13 protein-coding genes are annotated in these 23,415 nt (G+C 50.6%); 1 reads left to right on the top strand and 12 read right to left on the bottom strand.

The features are described from left to right. Positions 1 to 2: 2 nt before the first annotated feature. The gene (locus tag F0L74_RS29920; protein WP_213087108.1) at positions 3 to 3,083 is read right to left on the bottom strand and encodes a SusC/RagA family TonB-linked outer membrane protein; all 3,081 of its coding nucleotides are present in this window, start codon (positions 3,081 to 3,083) and stop codon (positions 3 to 5) included. Between the two features lie 103 nt (positions 3,084 to 3,186). After that, the gene (locus tag F0L74_RS29925; protein WP_149841553.1) at positions 3,187 to 4,509 is read right to left on the bottom strand and encodes a sugar porter family MFS transporter; all 1,323 of its coding nucleotides are present in this window, start codon (positions 4,507 to 4,509) and stop codon (positions 3,187 to 3,189) included. Between the two features lie 266 nt (positions 4,510 to 4,775). Here F0L74_RS29925 and F0L74_RS29930 point away from each other — a divergent pair, with 266 nt between their 5' ends. After that, positions 4,776 to 7,508: a hybrid sensor histidine kinase/response regulator transcription factor gene (locus F0L74_RS29930; protein ID WP_149841554.1), complete on the top strand. Its 2,733-nt coding sequence runs from the start codon at positions 4,776 to 4,778 to the stop codon at positions 7,506 to 7,508. 12 nt (positions 7,509 to 7,520) lie between these two features. On the opposite strand, the gene F0L74_RS29935 is transcribed toward F0L74_RS29930, so the two are convergent. The 10 genes from F0L74_RS29935 to F0L74_RS29980 form a co-directional block, all read right to left on the bottom strand. Further along, positions 7,521 to 9,950, bottom strand: a complete 2,430-nt coding sequence (locus F0L74_RS29935) for a GH92 family glycosyl hydrolase (protein WP_149841555.1) — start codon at positions 9,948 to 9,950, stop codon at positions 7,521 to 7,523. Positions 9,951 to 10,040: 90 nt separating this feature from the next. Further along, positions 10,041 to 11,465 (bottom strand): glycoside hydrolase family 30 protein, encoded by a 1,425-nt coding sequence (locus tag F0L74_RS29940; protein ID WP_149841556.1) that lies wholly within the window; start codon positions 11,463 to 11,465, stop codon positions 10,041 to 10,043. Then, positions 11,462 to 12,283 carry a glycoside hydrolase family 16 protein gene (locus F0L74_RS29945; RefSeq protein ID WP_246197857.1) on the bottom strand — a complete coding sequence of 274 codons (822 nt, stop codon included), beginning with the start codon at positions 12,281 to 12,283 and terminating at the stop codon, positions 11,462 to 11,464. Before F0L74_RS29945 ends, F0L74_RS29940 begins: the two co-directional genes overlap by 4 nt. A gap of 109 nt (positions 12,284 to 12,392) precedes the next feature. Beyond that, positions 12,393 to 13,934: a RagB/SusD family nutrient uptake outer membrane protein gene (locus F0L74_RS29950; RefSeq protein WP_149841558.1), complete on the bottom strand. Its 1,542-nt coding sequence runs from the start codon at positions 13,932 to 13,934 to the stop codon at positions 12,393 to 12,395. Between the two features lie 21 nt (positions 13,935 to 13,955). Further along, positions 13,956 to 17,324, bottom strand: coding sequence for a TonB-dependent receptor (locus F0L74_RS29955; RefSeq protein ID WP_149841559.1), 3,369 nt, complete (start codon positions 17,322 to 17,324; stop codon positions 13,956 to 13,958). Between the two features lie 419 nt (positions 17,325 to 17,743). Then, a complete protein-coding gene (locus F0L74_RS29960; RefSeq protein WP_149841560.1) occupies positions 17,744 to 18,928 on the bottom strand; it encodes a FecR domain-containing protein in 1,185 nt (394 codons plus the stop codon). 88 nt (positions 18,929 to 19,016) lie between these two features. Continuing rightward, positions 19,017 to 19,604, bottom strand: a complete 588-nt coding sequence (locus tag F0L74_RS29965) for an RNA polymerase sigma factor (protein WP_149841561.1) — start codon at positions 19,602 to 19,604, stop codon at positions 19,017 to 19,019. A gap of 367 nt (positions 19,605 to 19,971) precedes the next feature. Further along, positions 19,972 to 21,111 (bottom strand): TlpA disulfide reductase family protein, encoded by a 1,140-nt coding sequence (locus F0L74_RS29970; RefSeq protein ID WP_149841562.1) that lies wholly within the window; start codon positions 21,109 to 21,111, stop codon positions 19,972 to 19,974. A 30-nt stretch (positions 21,112 to 21,141) separates the two neighbouring features. Further along, the gene (locus F0L74_RS29975; RefSeq protein ID WP_149841563.1) at positions 21,142 to 22,566 is read right to left on the bottom strand and encodes a PKD-like family lipoprotein; all 1,425 of its coding nucleotides are present in this window, start codon (positions 22,564 to 22,566) and stop codon (positions 21,142 to 21,144) included. A gap of 17 nt (positions 22,567 to 22,583) precedes the next feature. Further along, positions 22,584 to 23,411: a DUF4843 domain-containing protein gene (locus F0L74_RS29980; RefSeq protein ID WP_188316226.1), complete on the bottom strand. Its 828-nt coding sequence runs from the start codon at positions 23,409 to 23,411 to the stop codon at positions 22,584 to 22,586. Between the last annotated feature and the right edge of the window lie 4 nt (positions 23,412 to 23,415).

Below are 23,415 nucleotides of genomic sequence, written 5' to 3' on the forward strand. Positions count from 1 at the left end.
TTTTAGAAAGAAAGGTTTACGCCAATAGTGCCTATCACCGGTATGGGATACGCGTTATTCGGATTCTCCGGGTCAGTGGCGGTAAAGCTTTTGCTCTTAAAGGTGAGCAGGTTGCTGCCCTGCAGGTATATCCGTGCTGTTTGCAGGCGTTTGCTGAACAGATGCTGGAAATTATAACCCAGCTGCAGGTTACGCAGCTTCAGATAAGAACCGGGCTCCAGGAAATAGGTGGAGGTCCTGTTCTCATTATTACGGTCTACCAGCGTTAGCGCGGGAATAGTAGCATCTGCATGCTGCGGCGTCCAGGCATCCAGGGTACGGGAGCCCCAGTTAGTGCCGGGCCATATGGAAGCAAAATCTGTATACGTTTTATAGGTATTGTACACCTGTATGCCTTGTACCCCCTGGAAGAAGAAAGACAGATCAAAATGTTTATACTCCAGCGATACATTCACGCCGTAAGTAAAATTCGGATCGCCCTTGCCTATATAGTCGCGGTCCTTATCGTTTATGATCCGGTCGCCGTTGAGGTCTTTATAGCGGATACGTCCTACCCCTTTTCCTATCTGGTCCGGCGCTTCATCTACTTCCTTCTGGGAGCGGAACAGCCCGTCTGCTATATAACCGAAGGTGGAGTTGATAGAACGGCCCAGGATAGTCTTATCCTGTCCGTTACCTGGATAGGAAGTAAGCACTTCCTCCGGCAGTTTGGTGATCTTGTTACGATAGGTGGCAACGTTACCGGTAACCGTAAAACCCAGTCCGGGCGCCAGGTTACCATTGTAGGACAACAGTATCTCCAGCCCTTTATTCTGCATAGAGGCGCCATTTGCAAAACGGGTACCGCCTTCGCCTATCACTGCCAGGTAAGCAGGACTGATGAGGATATCAGATGTTTTTTTGATAAAATAATCCACAGAACCGGACAGTTTATTATCAAACAAACCAAAGTCCATACCCATATTAGACTCCATGGTGCTTTCCCATTTCAGGGAAGGATTGCCCTGCTGTATTAAGGTGTAACCAGAAGGCAGCTGACCGGTACCAGTACCGCCCAGATCATAAGCGCTGCCGGTATCAAAATCCCAGGTGGGATCTATACCGTAAATAGCGGAGTACAATGTATAAGTAGCATTATTGGCAATTTCTTGGTTACCGCTTTTACCCCAGCCATACCGCAGCTTCAGATCTGACACGAAAGGCAGATTGGATTGAATAAAAGGCTCTTCGCTCACCCGCCATCCCAATGAGAACGCGGGGAACATACCAAAACGGTTATCGCTGCCAAAACGGGAAGAACCATCCCTGCGCAAGGTTACAGACGCCAGGTATTTGTTATCATACACATAGTTCACCTTGCCGAAATAAGACATCAAAGTATACCCGCTGCCATTGCCGGTGTTATCCTTGTTGGTGGAACCGGCGTTCAGGTAAGCATAGTCAATATTCTCCAGCGCATAACCCTGGCGGCTGGCGGTAAAATTCTGCTGCAGGTATTTGATCTGTTCTGTACCCGCCAGGAAATCAAAACGGTGTTTCTGCAACTCCAGGTTATAGGTAAGGGTATTTTGCCATACCCAGTTACCGTTATAATCCTGGTAGGTTTGCACATAGTTGCTGGGATCTGCCAGGAAACCGGAGGTATAGGATTTGCGCAAAGTACGTTGATAGGTACCGCTATAGTCTATGCCGTAGCTGCTTTTCAGGTGCAGGTTAGGAATGATCTCCAGGTCTGCAAAGGCATTACCAAACAACCGTACAAAATTGCTTTTATTCTGTTTGTTATCTTCTATCAACCGTACGGGGTTTTGACGGTCCGTCATACCGGGCGCAGGACCGCCCCAGCCGCCGCTTACCGTATGCACCGGCACTACCGGTTGCTGTACCAGCGCGGTAAACAGGATATCAGAGAAAGGTACCAACGCGTCTTTTATATAAGAGGCGGACAGGTTTTCCCCGATCTTTAAACGGCCTTTAAAAAAGGAATAATCTGTATTAAAACGCGCCGTGATCTTTTGCTGGTTGGTTTCTTTTACAATCCCTTTATTGTTATACATGCTAACAGAGAAGAAAGAATTACCTCTTTCACCACCATTGGCCAGGGATATATTATAGGTCTGCAGCAGGGAGGTTTGCGCTACTTCATCAAACCAATACGTATTGGCGGGATGCATGGTTTTGGCAGCGTCAATAAACTCCGGCATATTGATCTTATTCAGCACCGGGTTATTATAGTCCCCATTCCAGTCATACTGATAGATCTGGTTGTTATTAGGATCAGAATGATCATTTACCGCAGCCTGCCAGTAAGCGCGGCCACGGCCCTCCGCATCCAGTGTTTTTAATTTGGTATTATAGTATTGCAGGGAGGAAGACACATCTACATTAATACGGCTGTACCCCTGTTTGGCCCTTTTGGTGGTAACGATGATCACGCCGTTCGCCGCACGCGATCCGTAGATGGTAGCGGCAGATGCATCCTTTAACACCTGTATGGATTCAATATCATTCTGGTTCAGCTCCTGTAAACCCCGCTTGGTGGGTATCCCATCCACCACATACAGGGGATCATTATTGCCCAGCGTACCAACGCCCCTGATCCTTACGGTGGCGTTGCTGTTGGGATTACCATCCGTGGTAACAAACACCCCGGGTACGCGGCCCTGCAAAGCTTTTACGGGGTTGCCCAGCGGTATATCCCTGATCTCTTTTACATTCACCACCGCCACGGCGCCGGTGAGGTCTGCTTTCTTTTGCGACTGGTAACCGGTCACCACTACCTGGTTCAGGTCTGTGGCGTTTTCTTCCATCTGAATGGATAAGGGCGTTTCGCTATTGCCCACTTTTTCTGTAAACGGCTTCATGCCTATATACGAGAAGGAAAGCACATCGCCCGGAGCGGCCTGTATGGTAAAACGGCCTTCGCTGTTGGTGATGGCATGGTTACTGCCCGACTGTACCGTTACCCCGGGTAGCGGCGCCCCGTTCTGCCGGCTTTGCACCGTACCGGTAACCGCCCTTTGCTGCGCCAGGGCGTACAGGCTAAACAACAGCATAGGCAATAAGTAAAACAGCTTTTTCATAATAGGAATTTTTTTGAATGAATAGAATCTATGTCCCCTTGGTTTAACTATGGTTTTTCTGATCAACGCGTATATGTTCACCGTTCTGTTTCGATAATTATCTTTAATGCAGCACCATATTTGTCTCGATCTGCTCCAGTGTTTGCCCCTTGGTTTCCGGCATCCAGCGCAGCACAAAAAACAACTGCAACACCATCATGGCGCAAAAGAAAAGGAAGATATGCCCCCCGCCTATATGGCTGGCCAGGTAGGGAAAGGTGAATGCAATAACGGCCGCCATGATCCAGTGTGTAAAACTTCCCAGCGTTTGCCCTTTGGCGCGTACCTGGTTAGGGAAGATCTCTGCAATAAATACCCAGATCACCGCACCTTGTGAAAAAGCAAAAAATGCGATATACACCAGCAGGTAACACACCACCGCAATACCCCCTGTATGCATATAAAAAGAGATGGCCACCAGCCCCAGGGTAGCTATGAGCCCAATGGTGCCGATCAGCATCAAACGCCGCCGCCCTATACGGTCAATAAACCGTATGGCCGTAAGGGTGAACAGGAAGTTCACAATGCCGATGCCTACCGTAGAAAGCAGGGAAGAGCCCGCGCCCAGGCCAGACATTTCAAAAATGCGGGGCGCGTAATAGATAATAGCATTGATCCCGGATACCTGGTTAAAGGCGGCAAATGCCACCGCCAGCAGCACAGGCAGCCGGTATTTGGCGGTCAACAGTTTTTCACTAACGCCGTTCACCGGTTGTTGCGCCTGACGGATGATAGCCACATCATCCGCATACCCGGCGGGGTTGATCAACTGCAGGGTGGCCAGCGCCGCTACCTCGCGCCGCCCATGCAGTAATAACCAGCGCGGGCTTTCCGGCACCCAGCGCAATAACACCAGGAACAGCGCCGCCGGCGCTACCTGTATGCCCAGCATCAGCCGCCAGGAGCTTTCCCCATGCTGCCCTATCAGGTAATTGGAGAGGTAAGAGACCAGGATCCCAAACACTACATTAAACTGGAACAGGGCCACCATACGCCCCCGGTAAGCGGCGGGCGATACCTCTGATATATATACCGGCGCCGTTACAGAAGAAGCGCCTACCCCCAGCCCGCCAATAAAACGGCATACCAGGAAAAAATACCAGTTGCTGGCCATAGCCGTACCCGCGGCAGACACCAGGTACACCAGCGCTACCAGCAAAAGCGTCGTTTTACGCCCCAGCCGGTCAGAGGGGATACTGCCCCCCAATGCGCCAAATACGGTACCTATTAATGCAATGGACACCGTAAAGCCATGTTGCACCTCACTTAAATGCCAGTAGGATTGTATGGATTGTTCCGCCCCGGAGATGACGGCCGTATCAAATCCAAAAAGAAAACCGCCTAGTGCTACTACAAAAGCCCAGAAGAAAACGATATTATTATTCATAACGCAGATTTACCTTGAGGCCAAACCTACCGTTTTCACCCGCCAGCCGGTTACTGTATAGTTTCCTTTCCTTTTGAAATTGTAACCTTTGTATAAAATCAGTTAAATATTTATTTATCAACCATTTACATATCCTTAACAATACAGGGGAGGGTTATCCATTTTCAATTTCGTATCATTGTCTTTAGAAATCGAAACATCTCCCACTTTTAAATATTACCACGTTGCCACGTTTATACATCCGATATGTATACTTTTTCCTTTTAATGTTGATGGTCAGTTCTTATGGATGCCAGCAACAAACAACACCTAAATACCGTATTGGATTTTCCCAGTGCACCGGTAATGATGACTGGCGCCGGAACATGCTGGTGGAGATGAAACGGGAGCTTTTCTACCACCCGGAGATGCAGCTTTTATATAAAGATGCGCAAGATGACAGCAAGCGGCAGATAGCCCAGATCCGGGAACTGCTGGCGGCAAAAATGGATATACTGCTGGTATCCCCTAACGAGGCGGTGCCCCTGGCGCCCATCATTGCGGAGGTATACCACCGCGGCATACCGGTGATCATCCTGGACAGGAAAGCGGCTACGGACTCCTTTACAGCCTATATAGGCGGGGATAATTATAATATTGGCAAACTGGCGGCGGAATATATTGCCGGACAACTGGGCGGTAAAGGCCGGATCATAGAGGTGACCGGGCTGCGGGGCTCTTCTCCCACCATAGAAAGGCACCAGGGGCTGCATGACGCCCTTACAAAATATCCCGCCCTGCAGGTAAGCGGCGTGCTGGAAGGCAACTGGGTAGCCGGCAAAACACAGGAAGCGGCCGCCCGGCAGGAAGCCGCCATCCGCCAGGCCAATGTAGTATTTGCCCAGAACGATGTAATGGCTTACAGCATGTACCGCTATTGCGAGGCAAAAGGCCTTTCCGGTATAAAATTCATTGGCGTGGATGCCTCCCCCTATCCAAATGCCGGGATAGACCTGGTATCCCGCCGCATCCTAAGCGCATCCCTGTTGTACCCCTCCGGCGGCAAAGAAGCCATCAGCATGGCGGCAGATATACTGGCCGGCAAAAAAGTACCCCGCAATACCTTATTACAAACCGTATTAATAGATAGCAGCAACGTAAAACTAATGCGGTTGCAGATAGATAAGATCCAGGCGCAGCACCAGGAAATAGAGCAACAGCAATCCTTATTACAGGAGCAACGCCTCCTGTACCAGGACCAGCAACACCTGCTGCGTATCGTGGTTACCACCCTGGGCGTAGCTTTTCTGCTGGGGATCGTGCTTTTCTTTCTGCTGCGCACCAACCGGCGGATCAATTACCAGCTCAAACAACAGCGGGATGAGATCGTGCAACAGCGCGACCAGCTGGTGGAGATGACCGCCAAAGCACAGGAAGCCACAGAAGCAAAATTTGCCTTTTTCACCAACATCTCCCACGAGTTCCGTACCCCGCTTACCCTCATCCAGGCCCCGCTGGAAAACCTGCTCACCGGCCGGCAGCTATCCTCCTTGCAAAAACAGCAGCTGGAGCTCATGCGCCGGAACGTGGTGCGCCTGATGCGGCTGGTGAACCAGCTGCTGGAGTTCCGCCGGATAGAAAGCGGCAAACTGCAACTAAAAGTATCTGAAAATGAGCTGGCCAACTTTGTCACGGATATTATGGAGGCTTTTAAAGGGATAGCCGCCAAAAAGCATATCGATTTCCGCCTCATTAGCCGGCAACCGGATATAAAGGCCTGGTTTGACCAGCGGCTGTTTGACCGGGTACTCTATAACCTGCTCTCCAACGCTTTTAAGTTCACCCCTGACCATGGCAAAGTGCATATCTACCTGGAAAAGCCAGATGATAACGCCGCCGTGATGCGCGTAGAGGATGATGGCGCAGGCATGGACGAGGCCACGCTGGAGCATGCTTTTGAGCTGTTTTACCAAAGCAGGGAATCAGAGCATAAAGGCACCGGTATAGGGCTGGCACTTTCCCGCGAGATCATTGCCCTGCACCATGGGTCCATCAGCGTTAAAAGCCGTAAAGGCGCCGGCACCAGCTTTACCATTACCCTACCCGGCAACAGCCAGCCATTTACACCGGATGAGATCCAGCAGGAGGCAGAGAACGTGAACATCATCAACCACTCCCTGCAGAGTTATATAGAGGAACTGGAAGGCGGTATTACAGAGACCCCGGCGATACCTTCCTTGCAGGAGCACCCGCATTCCCTGCTGATCATAGAAGACCATCCGGACCTGAACAATTTCCTGGCAGGTTACCTGGGCGCACAGTACGAAGTATTTCATGCAGATAATGGCTCGGAAGGCCTGCAGCTGGCATTCCGCCATATCCCGGACCTGATCCTCTGTGATATTATGCTGCCCGGCATGGATGGTATTGCCATACTGCGCACGCTCAAAAGCGATATCCGCACCTCGCATATACCCATTGTACTATTAAGCGCCAACAGCAGTGAAGAACAACGCATAGAAGGCATGCGGTACCAGGCAGACGCCTATATCAGCAAACCCTTTAACCTCAAATACCTGGAGGAAAGTATTGCCAGCATCCTCAGTAACCGCGCCCTGCTCAAAGACCATTATATCGCGGAACCGGAAACCCGGGTACATACCGCACAGTCCAACAAACCGGACCGGCGTTTTATCAATGATTTTACTGCCATTGTGGAGAATAACCTGGGCAACGACCAGTTCAATGTAGAAGATATCTGCCAGCAATTGTCCATCTCCAAAATGCAGTTATACCGCAAAGTGAAACAATTGCTGGATTGCAATGTAAATGATTACATCCTGGAAGCACGGGTAAAAAAAGCGCGCTACCTGCTGGCCAATGCCAGCTTTACCATTGCGGAGGTAGCGTATGCCTGCGGGTTCTCTTCACCGGCGTATTTTTCCACCGTATTCAAGACCCGCAGCGGGCAAACTCCAAAGGCGTTCCGCGAACAGGTGAACCGGAGTGCGGCGGGGTGAGGATGCGCTCACCTAGATCCTGAACTTCAGATAAGCAGTATCCTCTTTCGGTTTGCTACCCATCTGCAGTTCCAGCGTACCGCCCGCAATAATATCCTTATAATCGATCTGGTATTTATCCCGCAGCTCAGCAGGGTTGCCATCACGACTGGTATTGATCTTCTGCTGACCTTTTCCGTTGAGCCTTATGTCCTGTATATAAATGTTCTGTGGGGAATTATCTTTTGCTATAATCGTGAACGTTTTGCCTTTCGCATACTTGCCATCCAGCTGTATCACTATTTTGTTGAATACCGGGCTGGTGATCTCGTATTCCGTACTACCCGGACATATAGGATGTATACCCATGGCCGCTAATACATACCAGGCGCTCATCTGTCCCACATCCTCATTTCCCACCAGTCCTTCTACTGCATTGTGATAAGCCCTGCGGCAAATATCGCGGGTCCATTGCTGGGTAAGCCAGGGCGCGCCCAGGCGGTTAAACAGGAAAGGTACATGATGCACCGGCTCATTAGCATGGTTATAATAATCATTCCATAATAAGTTTTCTGGTGTATGGGCAAAGAAGCTGGTCAGGTCTTCCCTTACTTTCTCTTCGCCTCCCATCAGCTTGATCATACCTGGAATATCATGGGGTACAAACCATCCCTGTTGGTATGGGTTGCATTCTACAGTACCATACCATTCCTTCATGCGCCCCTCTGCGGGCCAGGGTTCCCAGCTGCCATCGTCTTTTCTGGGCCGGAACCAGTGGTGTGCTGTATCAAACACCTGTTTATAGGCCTGGCTTCTTTTATTGTACTTAATATAATCATTCGCGAGTGGAATAAGAACGTTGCTGTCCACCCGCTCTTTACCTTCCGCCAGCTGAGCGGCCACACCGATTGCCAGCTGCGACACACACCAATCCGAATATGCATACTCCAACGTATTGGAAATACTATGAGGCGGCCCGCTAAAGCCTTTTTCCCCATTACCGTATTTCTCTACGGTATTCTTACTAAACTGGTAGGCTTTCATCGCATCATAGTTGCGTATACCTTTTGCAAAGGCATCCGTCACCATAGACACCACCGGGTTCCCCACCATACAGCCGCTATACGCATTCATCATCTCCCAGCGGTCAAAATAATGCGTACCATTCTCCTCCGCCAATGTAACCATGGAATTGACCATATCATTTACCATACGCGGGTTGATAATAGTTTGCAACGGCATCTGGCTGCGGAACACATCCCAACCGCTGAAGATGGTCCTTTTGGTAAACCCATCTGCCTTATGCGGTTTACCATCCCCGCCCATATAGTTGCCATTTACATCCTGGAAACTACGCGGGTCTATCATGGTATGATATAAAGCCGTGTAAAAAGTCACCTTCTCATCTTCTGAACCGCCACTGATACGCACTTTTGAAAGGGCCGTATTCCATAAGTTATGCGCCCGCTGGTGCACCTTGTCAAAATTCCAGTCTTTGATCTCTGCTTCCAGGTTCTGTTTAGCGTCTGCTATACTTACAAATGAGATCCCGGTCTTCAGCAGCACCGCCTCTTTTTCATTGGTAGCAAAACTGGTATAAAATCCCAGGTGATCGCCTTCCTGCTCCTGTATGCCTTTGAGTATACGCGCATGGGCTACGGTATCCTGGTATTTTTCACTGAGCACATCATCCCGTTTCCGGCTCCAACCGGCAGGAATATTGGCGCTCCATACGCCATAGTCCTTCAGCGGTTTACTAAAGCTGGCATGGAAGTATACGGTATAATCCGCATGGCCATCGCCATTGCCCCAGCCGCCGCCGGCCGGCGTACATTTCATCCAGCCTTCTATGGTATGGTCATCCACCACCTTTATATACTGCCGGGTGGAGGTGCCACCTACCCGCCGCGCCAGGTCTATCTGTATGCGGGACTGCTGATTTTGTGGAAAACTGAACCGCATAAAACCGCAATGCGGCGTAGCAGTTAATTCAGTTTGAATATGGGTATCTGATAAGGTAACCGTGTAATAGCCGGCGCTGGCCTTTTCAGAGGTTTTGTCATAAGTAGCGCGATAGCCGCCGGGTTTGCCCTCCTTACCGGGATAGGTCACCACCGCGCCGGTGCCTGGCATCACCAGGAAATTGCCCAGATCACCGTACCAGCCTACCCCGCTCATCTGCGTAAGGGCAAAACCTTCTATGCTGGTATGCTCATAACTATAACCGGAGCCATTATCCCCACCGGTGATAGTATTGGGGCTTACCTGTGTCATACCAAACGGCGTAGCCGCCCCGGGAAAGGTTTTTCCCAGCCCGGCATAGTTACCGGCACTTTTTACATTGGTGCTGGCCCCTATGAACGGGTTCACATAATCTGCCGGTTCTTTTTCCTGCGCAATGGCCAGGGAAAAACTGAGTACAATAACGCTTGTAAGGCACAACTGCCGGGTCCATTTTTTCATAACGGCGTTTAAGATACGGGTTTAGCATATAAAAAGAAAAGCCGGGCATTTGCCCGGCCTTCTGCTGATATATTTGTGGTGATTAAAAGGTCATTCCCATACATAGGTGGCCACCGTGCCGCCATCCAGGGAGGCAGCAGCTGTTTTGCCTTTAAAACCGATGTTGAACTGCTGGGTGGTGGTACCTTCGTTGATCACGATCAGTACTTTTTTGCCATCCGGCGTTTTAAAAGCTACATTATTCAGCTTTTCCGGCACATTGGAGCCAATCCGTACAGAACCGGGGCGCACGAACTTGGAGGCATGCGCTATAATGTAATAAGCCACATTCCGCTCCACATCAGCCCCTATGGTCACCGCGCCCAGGCATTTGGTACAACCGCCTACCGTATGCGGATCATAGTTGGCGTCCGCGGCCAGGTTCCATTCCAGCACATTACGGCTCCAGTTACGGGTAGCGCCTATGATCAACTGGCTGATGTGCCAGGGCAGGTTCTTGGGGAATTCCCCCGGCGCGCCTACCCACTGCTCCGTAAAGTAGATATGTTTGTCAGGATGTGCATTGTGCACTTCCGTTAAAGCCGTAATAGGCCCGCCGTACAGGTGAAAAGCAGAACCATCCACAAAAGGATTGGCCTTTTTATCATTCAGTACGGTAATGGGATAATCCGGCCGGTCTGCATTATGATCATATACAATGATCTTGGTTTTAAGACCCGCCGCGCGCAGGGCCGGCCCCAGGTGGCTGCCAATAAAATCCGCCTGCTCCTGCGGCTGCATCACCAGGCTGGGCACATTGCCGCCATGTAAAGGCTCATTCTGCGGCGTAATAGCGTCTATAGTAACGCCGGCCGCCTGCATGGCCTGTATATACTTTACAAAGTATTGGGCATATACGCCGTAGTATTCCGGTTTAAGGCTACCCCCTTTAAAGCTGTTATTGGTCTTCATCCAGGTGGGCGAGGTCCAGGGAGAGCCCAGGATCTTAATGGCCGGATTCAGCGCCAGTATCTTTTTTAATACGGGCAGCAGGTCCTTTTCTTCCCTTGTTATGCTAAAGTGCTCCAGTTTTTCATCCGTTTGCCCAGCGGGCATATCGTCATAGGTGAAAGTGGTATCGCTCAGATCAGATGCGCCTATTGTTACCCGCAGATAACTTACGCCGATATTATTACCATCCGTCAGGAACAGCTCTTTTAACAAAGCGTCTTCCTTCTCAGGGCCCAGGGAATGGATAAGGGTGGCGCTGCCGCCTGTTAAGGCATAGCCAAAACCGTCTATCTCCTGGAAAGTCTGTGCGGCATCCACCGTGATGGTGGGCAGCGCGGATGTACCTTTTTTAAATACCAGGTTCGCTGGTTGTTTGGCAAACTTTACCGATGCATCGGATTTGGTTAGCCAATAGCTGATACCTGTGGCCGCGGGTTTTTCCGGGCCGGTATGCGGTTGCGCCTGCAGGGCAAAATTACTACCTGCCAGCAGCCATACCGCCAATTGTATACTCGTTTTAATCATTTCTCCAGCATTTTATACACCCGTACATAATCCACTTCCATGGCGGTAGGGAAAATAGCGTCATCTACCCCCTTCTGACCGCCCCAATCGCCGCCTACCGCTACATTTAGCAGCAGGTGAAAGCGTTTGTCAAACGGCCAGGCCTTGTAACCGGTGTTTTCATTTTTAAACTTAAATACCTGTACATCATCAATATAACCCCGCATCACATCCGGCAGCCAATCCAGCCGGTATACATGAAAAGCGGTGCTGGCCTGCTGTATGTACTTAGTAGCGGTTTTCTGTGTATTGATCTTAAAATAATAGGATTCCGTGTGCGCGGTGATGTGGATGTTATCCTGGTCATACCCTACATGCTCCATGATATCTATCTCGCCGGATTTTGGCCAGTTGCCATAAGCCCAGTCCGTAGGCAGCATCCAGATGGCGGGCCAGGTACCCCTGCCTGCGGGCAGCTTGGCTTTTATCTCAAAGCGGCCGTACAGGAAATCACCTTTATGTTTGGTGACCATACGGGCAGAAGTATAGTTGCGGCCTTCCATGGCTTCCTTCTTTGCGGTAATAGTGAGCACGCCATTGGCTACATTGGCATTATGGCCACCGGCGGTATAATACTGCAGCTCATTGTTGCCCCAGCCCCGGCCACCAATATCATAACCCCATTTGGTAGTATCCGGCGCGCCGGTATAGTTAAACTCATCCGCCCAAACGGGGGTGGTCTCAAAACTGTCCGTTTTGGCGGGGGCCTGTGCCAGGCTGTTTACCGGGCCTGCCAGCAGGGCGGCGCCCAGCAGCGCAATGGGTAAGTAATTATACATGCTCATCAGGAATGGGTTTAAAACAAGCTGCCGGCTTTCACCGGCAGCTTATTTTTCATTTTCATCAAATTTATCGCTCTTATGCGACATTTATAAGTAGAGGGAAGTTTTATTTCCATTCCGGATTCTGCTCCAGCTTGGTATTCTCCAGCTCCAGCAGCGGTATAGGCAACACCTCATGCTTACCGGCTATAAACCCTTTGCTCTGCAGGAAAGTAGCCGCTTTACCAAAACGTACCAGGTCCAGCCAGCGATGTCCTTCTCCGGCCAGCTCCAGGCGGCGCTCGCTCAGGATATTATCCAGCGTAACCGGTATGGCAGGCAGGCCTACCCTGGCGCGTACGGCGTTAAACAGCGTGAAGGAACGGGTACCAGCCAGGCCGCTCTCTCCGTTACGTACCAGTGCTTCCGCTTCCAGCAGATAAGTATCTGCCAGGCGGATCTCATAGATATTCTGGGGATAGTTCAGCTCAGGTGTGCCACCAGTGCTGCGGTTGGCTACGCGGCCGGCAAACTTCTCCATGAAGTAACCCGTGTTATTAAAGCCTTTTTCATAGGTTACTATACCGTTTTTTTCCAGGCTGTCCAGGTTAGCCACCGTATACTTATAACGGGGATCGCCATGGATAGCGTCAAACAGACTCTTGGTGATCACCAGGAAGCTCCAGCCGGATACATAATCCGGGGCCTGCTCCGGTTTCAGGATCTTGTATCCGCGGGGACCGGTCATAATGTTCAGCACATTACCTTCTGTACAGTTTACGCAATCCCAGCCACCGTTAGAGCTGCTGTTATAAGATATTTCAAATACGCTTTCGCTGTTGAACTTATGCGCCATATCAGATTTGAACAGGTCGCCAAAATTATCTACCAGCTTATACCCGTATTTAGAGCCTCCCACGGTAGCGCCATTCACTTCTGCCAGTTCCGTGATAGCGGCAGGCCATTTTTGCTCCCATACATATACACGGCCCAGCAGCGCATGTACCGCGCCTTTGGACAGGCGGCCTGCTTCTGTGGCAAGGGCCACCTTATCGGGCAGGTTGGTTTCTGCCAGGGCGTCTTTCAGGTCTTTTTCGATCTGGGCGTATACTTCTTCAGGCTTTGCCTGGGCCACATTGAACATATCGTCTATAGCCACTACCGGCGCCGTCATCAGGGGAACATTCCTGAAAAAGCGCACCAGGTCAAAATAGAAATATGCGCGCAGCGCTTTGGCTTCTGCAATATAGCGGGCCTTTACACCAGCGTCCATGGAAATTCCCTCAATTTTCGCCAGCAGGGTATTAGCACGGAAGATACCGGCAAAACCCTTTTTCCACAGTTCTGCCTGTGGGCCGGTAGCCGGCGTAAGGGTGTAATTGCTTATTACCTGGTAGTCCGTAACGTCGTTAGGACCGCCGCCACCTGCCAGGTGGTCATCGGATGCCGCATCCACGGTGCCTACTTTGGTCACATATCCATTACCCTGCCAGCCTACTACATCATAAACGGCGGTAAGGGCTGCTTCTGCTTCTGCAGCTGTTTTATAATATTTTTCTTCAGGTATCTGGCCTTTGGGCAGGGGTTCCAGCCAGCTCTTGCTACAGGCGCCGGCCAGCAGCAAGCTTGAAGTGACCAGTATTATATGTCGGATGTTTGTTTTTTTCATGGTAGAATCAGCTTTTGCTTATTAAAAAGTAACATTCAGACCCAGCATGTAAGAACGCGCCTGCGGATAAATGCCGCGGTCTATGCTGAATACGCCGGTAGCATTGGTATTGCCTATTTCAGGATCATAACCGGTATAACCAGTGATGGTTAACAGGTTCTCGCTCATTACATATACGCGCACTTTCTGCATACCTACGCGTTTAGTAACGTTGAGCGGCAGGGTATAACCCAGTTGCACTGTTTTAAGCCTCCAGTAGCTGCCGTTTTCCAGGAAAAAGTCAGACGGGTTGGTGAAGTTCCTGTTAGGATCATCAATATTCAGCCTGGGGAAGTCGGTTGAGGTACCTTCGCCATGCCAACGGCCCAGCGCTTTCTCCTGCCAGTTAGCAGTGGTGATATCCAGCCTGCGCAGACCCTGGAAGATCTTGTAACCGGCTGCGCCCTGGGTGAATACTACCAGGTCAAAACCTTTATATGCCGCGTTTACGGTAAAACCAAATGTCCATTTAGGGATAGGGTTACCGATGATGGTACGGTCATTTTCGTTGATCTGACCGTCGCCATTGATATCTGCCCAACGGAAATCGCCGGGAGCAGCATTAGGCTGGATCTTTTTGCCTTCTTTGTTGGTGTAGGCGTCTATCTCTGCCTGGTTCTGGAAGATACCGGCTGTCTGGAAACCATAGAAAGAGTTATAAGGCTGGCCCAGTACCGTACGGGTGATAGGATAGCTGGTGCTCTGGAATGTAGCCTGGTCCTGTGTAATGTACTGTTTGCCATCGCCCAGGTCAGTTACCTTATTCTTTACATAAGATACGTTACCGTTCAGGCCCAGGTTTACTTCGCCAATTTGCTTGCGGTAGCCCAGTTCCAGTTCAAGACCGGTGTTCTCCATATCTGCCACGTTAGAGGGCGGATTGTTGGAGTAGCCTATATAATCCGGTATACGCAGCGGCTGCAGGATGCCGGTGGTTAATTTGCGGTACCAGTCAAAGTTTACAAATAGGTCATGGAACAATGTAGCTTCAAAACCGATATTGGTCTGACTGGTTTGTTCCCAACGCAGGTCCGGGTTAGCGGGCGCGCTGGGGCTGTAACCCACCTTGTAGCTGCCACCGGTGCCAAAGGCATAGTTCCGGCCGCTCACGATCATGGGCAGATAAGCGCCATCACCTATGTTATCGTTACCTACCACACCGTAACCGCCACGGATCTTCAGGAAGTCCACTACGCGGTTCTGCGGCCAGAAATTTTCTTTAGAAGTTACCCAACCCATTGAGAAGGAAGGGAAATAACCATACCGGTTGTTATCGCCAAAACGGCTGGAACCATCCCGGCGGATAACGCCTGTGAACAGGTACTTCTCATCATAGGTGTAGTTCAGACGGGCAAACAGGGAAGATACTTTATGATCCCAGTTTTCAGTACCAATGGCCTTTACCTGGTCTGTAGGCACCTTAAAGGTTAAAGCGGCATCCTTGAAATTATTTACCGGCAGGTTGGAATAGGTAACATCCGTACCGCGTACATGGTTATCCAGGTAAGCGCCCTGACCTACCAGTAAAGTCAGATCATGTAATCCAAATGATTTGTTATAGGAAATAGTGTTTTCCAGGTTGTAGTCAAAACGCTGGTTATTGGTACGCTGGAAACTGTTTACGCTACGGATGGTAGAAGAGTTCAGCCAGGATACCGGCGTAAAGGTCTCACCGCCCCAGAAGGATACTTTGGAACCTACGCTGCTCCTGATCCGTAAACCTTTAACAGGCTGGATCTCCAGGTAAACGTTACCTACGATATTGTGTGACCAGGAATAGTTGCCCAGGCGGGTTTGGATATATGCCAGCGGGTTGGTGATCTCCTGACCTACCTGACCGGAGATACCGTACGGGCGGCCATTTGCGTCTTTTACCGCACCTACGTTATTATACGGAGCGCCTGCTGCAACAGCAGGGTCTGTAACGATAGCGGGCGTAATGGGATCCAGGTTGATAGCAGAGCTTAACGGCCCGCCAAACTCATTGTTGGTATTACCCAGACCGATAGACTTATCATACGCATAACCGAGGTTCTGACCTACGGTCACGTATTTTGACAGTTTATGAGTAGAGTTGAGGCGGATGTTTACGCGCTCATATTTGGAGATATCAGTAGCAACAATACCATCCTGTTTCAGGTAGCCGATGGAACCGTAGAAGGTAGAGCGGTCGGTACCGCCGCTTACGCTGATCTCATGGTTCTGGCGGGGAGCGCTGCTGTTGAAGATCTGGTCCTGCCAGTCAGTTCCCTGACCAAAGCTGTTAGGATCTGCAAACGGTGCGGCTTTACCGGCATTCACTGACTGCTCGTTACGCAGCATGGCGTATTCGCTGGCATTCAACAGTTTCAGCTTTTTAGCGGGAGCAGAGAGACCGTAGTAACCATTATAGTTAACAGTAAGGCCGCCTGCTTTACCTTTTTTGGTAGTTACCAGGATAACGCCGGCAGCCGCACGGGCGCCGTAGATAGCCTGGGAAGCAGCGTCTTTCAGTACTTCCATGGATTCGATATCGTACTGGTTCAGGTAGCCAATGCCGCCGTTATCCACTACCACACCGTCCACTACCCATAACGGATCGTTATTGGTAAAGCTGGTTAGGCCACGGATCCGCACGTTGGCGGGGGAACCGGGCTGGCCTGAGCTGGAAGCGATGGTTACGCCGGAAGTACGGCCCTGCAGCGTTTGTTCCGGGCGGGTAATGGGCATATTCTCTATATCAGCAGCTCTAACGCTGGAGATAGCGCCGGTTACCACGCTCTTTTTCTGTACGCCATAACCTACCACCACTGTTTCTGTGAGGGCGGTCTGTGACAGCGCCAGTTTCACGTTCAGGGTGCCGCCGGCAGCTGTTACCGTTTGCGGGGCATAACCCAGGAAAGTGATGATCAGGGTGCTGTTCTGCGGTACCTTAATGGTATACCTGCCATCCGCATCTGCAGCAGTACCGCTGTTAGTACCCTGTACACGGATGGTGGCGCCCGGTACGGGCTCCCCTTTTTCGTCCGTTACACGGCCGCTCACCGTGATAGCGGTATCGCGCATTATCTGCGGCGCCAACTGCTTTTGGATAATGATCCGTTGACCATCAATGCTATAAAATACCGGCTGGTCCCGCAGGCACTGGTCCAGCACTTCCTTTACGGAGGCATTTTTCACCATTACGGTAACCGGTCTGGTACGTGCCAGCAGCGTTTCATCATACACTATAGAAATACCGGCCTGGCGGGATACTTCCTTCAGCACCTTCTTGAGGGAGGCATTCTTTTCAGAAAGTGTAATCTGCTGTGACACGGCTTTTGCGCTGATCTGCAGACAAGCTGCCAACATCAAAAAGGCCGTCAATTTCATAACGCAGAACATTTTACGGGCCAACGTCATGTTGTGGGCTGTGTTGGTTTTCGTTGCAACAACATCGTTAACCCCGATTTGATTTTGGTACTGGCCGCCGGCAGCGGGAATAACCCCACTGATAGCGGATCGCTGCCCCAAAAGGGGAGCTTTACCACTAAAGTTTAATTGCATACTTTTGTAGTGTTTGGGAAATTACTGGAATAAATAGTTCTTATTGGCATTTCTCAGGGTTCCCCAGACGAAATTTCCTACCGGGAGTGTTGCGAGCACTTCCGGTATTTTTTTTCATAGGGCGCCCCTGGGCGCTTTAGCTTGTCTCAGGCTGCATAACGTTGTAATAGTTTATCAGTTTTATCATAATCTTGGATTTCAAACCGGGCCGTACGTGGTAACGGCCCGGTATTGAAATAGCGTGGCTATTCTGCTGTAACCTTCAGCTTTCGCCCTTCCAGGCTAAACTGAGCTCCATTGGCTTCCAGCATGTGCAATATGTCGGATAAAGGCAGATTCCTGCTAATACGGCCGCCAAAAAGCCGGTTATTGTTCACCGGGCCATAACTGATCTCCAGGTCGTACCACCGGGATAGCTGGCGCATGATCACACTCATGTTGGCATTGTCAAATTCAAAGAAACCGGTTTTCCAGGCTATAGCCTCCTGCACATCTACCTGCTGCACAGACAGTTGGCCGGTGGCATACTGCAATACCGCCTGCTGCCCTGGTTTCAGCAGCTGCTGAAGGCTGCCCCGCTGTACGCGTATGGCGCCTTCCAGCAGCGTAGTGTTCAGGCTTTGTTCATCCGGATAGGCCATAATATCAAAGCTGGTGCCCAGCACCTGTACTTCTGTATTATCCATGCTTACCACAAATGGCCGGTTGGGCTGCTGCGCTATCTCAAAATAGCCCTGGCCTTCCAGCTCCACTTTGCGGTTACTGCCGGTAAAAGCGGTGGGATACCGGAGGCGGGAAGCGGCATTGAGCCATACCCGGCTGCCATCCGGCAACACTACATTAAACTGGCCGCCCCGGGGCACTACCAGGGTATTATAACCAATGGGCTGCGCCTTCTTACCCCCAATGGCATACTCCAGCCGGCCATTATGCTGCTTTACCACCGTTTGACCCTGCTGCAGTACCTGGTTGCCGGCGCTATCCAGCTCCACGGTGCTGCCATCTGCCAGCGTAAGCACGGCTTTATTGGTACCGGGAGCCACATCGTTATGTAAAGTGCTATAATGATTGGTATTTTCTGCTAAGGCGGGGGAGGCCGGTTTGCCCTTATACAACCAGTAGGCGCCACCGGCCATGGCCAGCACGGTAACAGCAGCTGCCGCTATCCAGCGCAGACGGTTGCGCAGGGGTATTACCCTGCTACGGTTAATATCCTGTAAAAGACGGGCTTCTATACGGTCGCTAACGGCCGCAGGCACTTCGTGGGGCTCCTGCATAACCTGCTCAAACTCCTGCTGTAAGGTAGCCAGCAGGGGGCGATGGGCGTCTGACGAGCGGAGCCATGTAAACAGCGCTGCTATCTCAGCAGGCGTACACTCCCCTTTCAGATATTTTTGTAATAGTTCTTCGTAGTAGCCTTTGGTTGACATACTTAGTGGAAAAGTCCCCTTTGATTATAGGTACCTGCATATAATATCCGGAAATCCTTCCGTAGGGTACCCCCTTCCTAAAAAAAAGTTAAAAAAACTTTTTGGCCAGCAGTATCACCATGATCACAGGTGCGTGGCGGTAGATGTAATTGTGGATAAAACGCATGCTCAGCACCATATGCTTTTTAACGGCGCTGCGGGAAATGCCCAGCAGGGCAGCCGCTTCGTCATAACTTTTGCCTTCCTGGCGGCACAGGCGGAAAACATTCAGGCGCTGGGGGGTTAAACGGCCCAGGGCCTCATGGAACAACCGGTCGTACTCCTTTTCCCAGATGATCTGCTCCGGCCCCCGGCCCTGCGTTTGCTGGTGCAGTAATAACTGCTCCTGCAGCGCCTCGTCATGGGCCAGTTTCTGCAAGGTCTTAAAAGCGTGATTACGGGCTATACGGTACAGATACCCGGTAAAGGGCAAAGCGGGGTTAATGCGGCCGCGGATCTCCCATATTTTCAGGAAAACATCATGCACAAGATCCTCGGCAAGTGAAGGAATCTTGCAAATGCGCAGTAAATAGATATAGAGTGCCGGATGGTAATGCCGGTAAACGCTGGTGAAAGCGGATTCATCTCCGTCAATCATCCGTAACAACACCCCCTCCCCGGCTGGCATACTATCCATATCGTTTGTACAATTTAGAATGTAACCCCTAACGCTGTAAAACTAAATAAAACAGGCAAATGTACAAATCAGGCGGCAAATACGCGCAGCAGTCTGCTGTCATGGCCAGGTTTACCAGGTTGAAAGCATGTATAATATGTTCATACATAACCATTGGCATGACTATACATACTTATAGATAACCGGTATATGACCCGTATGTAACCCGTATATAACCCGTATATAACCCGTCCCTTATAAGATACCGGTTATCTACCGGTTAAGTACGATTTATATACGCCTGAACTACTTGTTACCTGGCAATAAAAAAGGGCCAGCCAATATGTTTGGCCAGCCCCGTCGTAGGATAGTTGATCTTTGTGTATGATTATTTTATCAGTCCTGCCAGGGTGGTCTCCAGCTGCTCGCCCCTTAAATTGCGGGCTACGATCTTACCGGAAGGATCGATGAGGAAATTGGTGGGCACGCCACGGATGCCATACTGTACAGCTGCCGCATTGCTCCAGTATTTAAGATCGGATACATGGGTCCAGCCTTCCAGATCAAGACCGTCTTTTTTGATAGCGGCTAACCACAGGTCTTTTTTGCCCGGCTGGTCCAGGGATACGCTCAGGATAGCAAAGTTCTTAGCCTTGTATTGATTAAAGGCTTTTACCACTACCGGGTTCTCTGCACGGCAGGGAGCACACCAGGAAGCCCAGAAATCCAGCAGCACATATTTGCCGCGGAAGCTGGACAGCTTTACCGGTTTATCATTTACATCGTTCTGGGTAAAGTCCGGGGCATTGGCGCCTATGGCCAGGTTCCGCTCTTTTTCCATGGAAGCGGCAAATTCTTTACCGGCCTCGCTGTTCTGGATGGCCGGGGTCAGGCTTTTATACATGGGCTCCAATACGGTCAGGTCCATGTTCAGGTGTACGGCCAGTTCTTTCAGGGCCATCACGCTCATGAAGGAATTAGGATTGGCCGCCACAAACTTTTTCATGAGCTCGCGTTTGTCGCCCATAGCGCTATGAAAACGCCTGCTAAGGCCGTTCATGAACGCCGTATCATTACGCTGTGCATCTGTAGAAGCGCCAAACTCCTTATTGATGCTGTTCATCTGCTCGTCAAACGGCGTCAGGAACTTTTTATAACGCTCATTTTCCGCGTTAATGGGCGAGCCGGTGATCTCGCCATCATTCAGCGTTTCTTTAGCGGTGAGGGTGATCTTGCCTTTCTCCAGGTACATGATACGCTTGTCCATCTCGGGGTTAGAAGTCCCTTTACCTTCATGGTCCACCATCAGCATCACCATCAGGGGGCCGTCTACTTTGCCTTTAAAGCTGAAAGCGCCGTCTTTCAGCAGCACAGAGTCCAGTATGATGGTGCTGCCTTCCCGGCGGTCCAGGTAGGCTTTGGCAGGCGCATTAAGGTTGCCCAGTTTGCCATTCAGTACAAACTCCCCGCTTTGTGCGTGTGCAAGGGCCGGGAAAACAATACAGGCGGATAATATCCATTTCTTCATATATGCTTATTTAATAGTTGATCAATGTTTTTAATCACGTAGGATAACGTCACGCGGCACACCCGGTATACCGTCCACTTTCTTTATCAGCGTGCCATTCCTTCCCACACTGGTATCCAGGTAATAGATGCTGCCTTCCGCGCCCACGATCAGCAGGTCGCCGCCGTGTTGCACCCGCAACATGGATACCGGCTTGCCGCCTGTAGTAGTGGCCAGGGGCTGCAGATCGTTGTTCAATGGGTTGTAACGGTAGATCACATCATTCGCGCTGAAGAACATGACAGATACGGTGGGAGAAGTTTCCCAAACGGTGCCGGCTGTTAGCTTAGCCGCGCCGGGAAACTCTCTCCTCCCCGCCGGGTAGAATGTTTTGGTGCTGTCACTGAAGGCCAGCCTGAACCGGAGCTCTACTTTTTTGCCAATACTATCACAGATGGCGTAGATCTCGTTATCGTTAAAGCGGGCCAGATAGGTCATATTCATCTTAATGTTGGTAGGGTCAAAAGCATTGCCCTGCACCTCATAGTCCGTACCGTAAAAGGTGTTGGAGAAAAAGCGCAGGAAGGCCTTTTTATCCGGATCAAAGCCCAGGTAATAACCACTTTTACCCCTTAACCGGGCTTCAGAAATATTGTTCAGCACCGGCGACGCCAGGTTATATACCCCCGTAACAGGCACGCCAAAATAGCCGTAATAAGGCCAGAAAGGCGCTGTTTCATCAGACCCTATAAATAACTTGCCGTTTATTACCGCATTGGTAATGCCGTTGATCATATTCATAAAATACCCGGGCTTTAAATCGCCCGGCGGCTCAAAGAAATTATCCGGCAGGTATTTGAGACGTTTAAGGGTACCGGCATCCAGCAATACGCCGCCTTTCTGATCACCTCCATGCGTGATCCAGAAGGAGCTAAGCGTATTCAGGTAGAACTGGTTCTGTATGGGCACCAGCTGCAGGGCAGGGCCAGGCAATGCTTCGTTGTTAATGGCCTGGTACAGGTCCGGTTTTACGGAACCATCCGGCTTGATCATAGACAGTACGGCATTGTTGTTATCAGTGCTCAGCACCACCAGGCCTTGTGAAAACTCCGTTTGCCCCAGGATGAAGAAGTTATAGAAATACTTCATGCCGGTATTATTATCCGTTACCGTAAGCCGGGTGGCATAACGGGAGGCGGGCAATCCAAATACTATGCGCAGCACCTGGCCATCATGGTCTTCTCCACGGCCCTCCGCGGGTATGTTAATGTTCCAGTGGCAGCTATAATCGTTCTTGCCGGTATGCAGGGTGATCTTAGGGTCAATGATCAGGCTATCGCCGGTAACGGCTTTATACAGCGTATCCAACCCTATCTCCGGGTCCGGCAGCGCCGTATAGTCATAATTGCCTTTATCACGCGTACATGCCGCCATTAAGAGCAGCAGGGCCGGTATATATAAGAGGTAATGTTTCATTTGTTACTTGTTGATGATTACACAATAAAATCCCCGTTCTCATCCCGGAAAAAGTATTTATTCACGGCAGCACTGTACTCCAGCAGGTATTTCTTATCCGGGTTGGTGATGCTGTAGAAATAGTAGTTACCGTTGGTGGTGGGGATGATGGTATACCCTGCGGAAGGGTTATCCGTTATCCATTGAATAGGATCCGCCAGGAAGGCCTTAAAACGGCGGGTATAAAACAGCACCCGGGGCGTGGTAGTAGCATCGCTGTTAGTAGGCGGCAGCTCTGTAGTACCGGATACGCGGATAAAAAGCTCATGTTTTACACGGGAGTACTGTCCCAGTTCGCCAATCCAGGCATCCCACCAGATGGGTTTTTCCAGCCGGTTAGAGAAAAGGATCTTCATCGTATCCAGCTTCTTATAAAGCGCCCCCAGTTCAGAGGTGCTTTCCAGCTGCAGTTTTATCTGTACTGTTTTACTGGTAAGGGCAGGATCTGTACCAAATAGCACCAGCGGCAGCCAGCCATAGCCGGTATTGCCCGGCAAGGTGTAGGCCGTCTCCAGCTTTTTATAGTGCAGGCCCGCTACCGCGGTGGTAGCGCTGTCTATTATACTGGCGGCAAATTTACGGTCGGCAGCCACGCGGTTGCCGGAAAGGGCTACCGGCAGCCAGATGGTATCTGTGGCCAGTTCCGGGTATAGAGCAAAGGAATAGATCACACTGTCTACCCGTTCATTTTTACTGTTGCGGTAATCAAAATATACGTTATCCGGGGAGGCGTAGGTAAGCTCTGTGGCCTTTTTACAGGCAACGCAGGCCCAGCATAATAACCCGGCTATGATCATGTTCTTCATCTGA

The sequence above is a fragment of the Chitinophaga agrisoli genome (genome assembly GCF_008386695.1).
Lineage (GTDB): Bacteria > Bacteroidota > Bacteroidia > Chitinophagales > Chitinophagaceae > Chitinophaga > Chitinophaga agrisoli.

What these genes read in the sequence shown, in the direction of transcription:
- F0L74_RS29920 (WP_213087108.1), bottom strand. Translation starts at nt 3,083, where the DNA reads ATGAAAAAGCTGTTTTACTTATTGCCTATGCTGTTGTTTAGCCTGTAC.
- F0L74_RS29970 (WP_149841562.1), bottom strand. Translation starts at nt 21,111, where the DNA reads ATGAAGAAATGGATATTATCCGCCTGTATTGTTTTCCCGGCCCTTGCA.
- F0L74_RS29960 (WP_149841560.1), bottom strand. Translation starts at nt 18,928, where the DNA reads ATGTCAACCAAAGGCTACTACGAAGAACTATTACAAAAATATCTGAAA.
- F0L74_RS29935 (WP_149841555.1), bottom strand. Translation starts at nt 9,950, where the DNA reads ATGAAAAAATGGACCCGGCAGTTGTGCCTTACAAGCGTTATTGTACTC.
- F0L74_RS29975 (WP_149841563.1), bottom strand. Translation starts at nt 22,566, where the DNA reads ATGAAACATTACCTCTTATATATACCGGCCCTGCTGCTCTTAATGGCG.
- F0L74_RS29950 (WP_149841558.1), bottom strand. Translation starts at nt 13,934, where the DNA reads ATGAAAAAAACAAACATCCGACATATAATACTGGTCACTTCAAGCTTG.
- F0L74_RS29980 (WP_188316226.1), bottom strand. Translation starts at nt 23,411, where the DNA reads ATGAAGAACATGATCATAGCCGGGTTATTATGCTGGGCCTGCGTTGCC.
- F0L74_RS29925 (WP_149841553.1), bottom strand. Translation starts at nt 4,509, where the DNA reads ATGAATAATAATATCGTTTTCTTCTGGGCTTTTGTAGTAGCACTAGGC.
- F0L74_RS29945 (WP_246197857.1), bottom strand. Translation starts at nt 12,283, where the DNA reads ATGTATAATTACTTACCCATTGCGCTGCTGGGCGCCGCCCTGCTGGCA.
- F0L74_RS29930 (WP_149841554.1), top strand. Translation starts at nt 4,776, where the DNA reads ATGTTGATGGTCAGTTCTTATGGATGCCAGCAACAAACAACACCTAAA.
- F0L74_RS29965 (WP_149841561.1), bottom strand. Translation starts at nt 19,604, where the DNA reads ATGGATAGTATGCCAGCCGGGGAGGGGGTGTTGTTACGGATGATTGAC.
- F0L74_RS29940 (WP_149841556.1), bottom strand. Translation starts at nt 11,465, where the DNA reads ATGATTAAAACGAGTATACAATTGGCGGTATGGCTGCTGGCAGGTAGT.
- F0L74_RS29955 (WP_149841559.1), bottom strand. Translation starts at nt 17,324, where the DNA reads ATGAAATTGACGGCCTTTTTGATGTTGGCAGCTTGTCTGCAGATCAGC.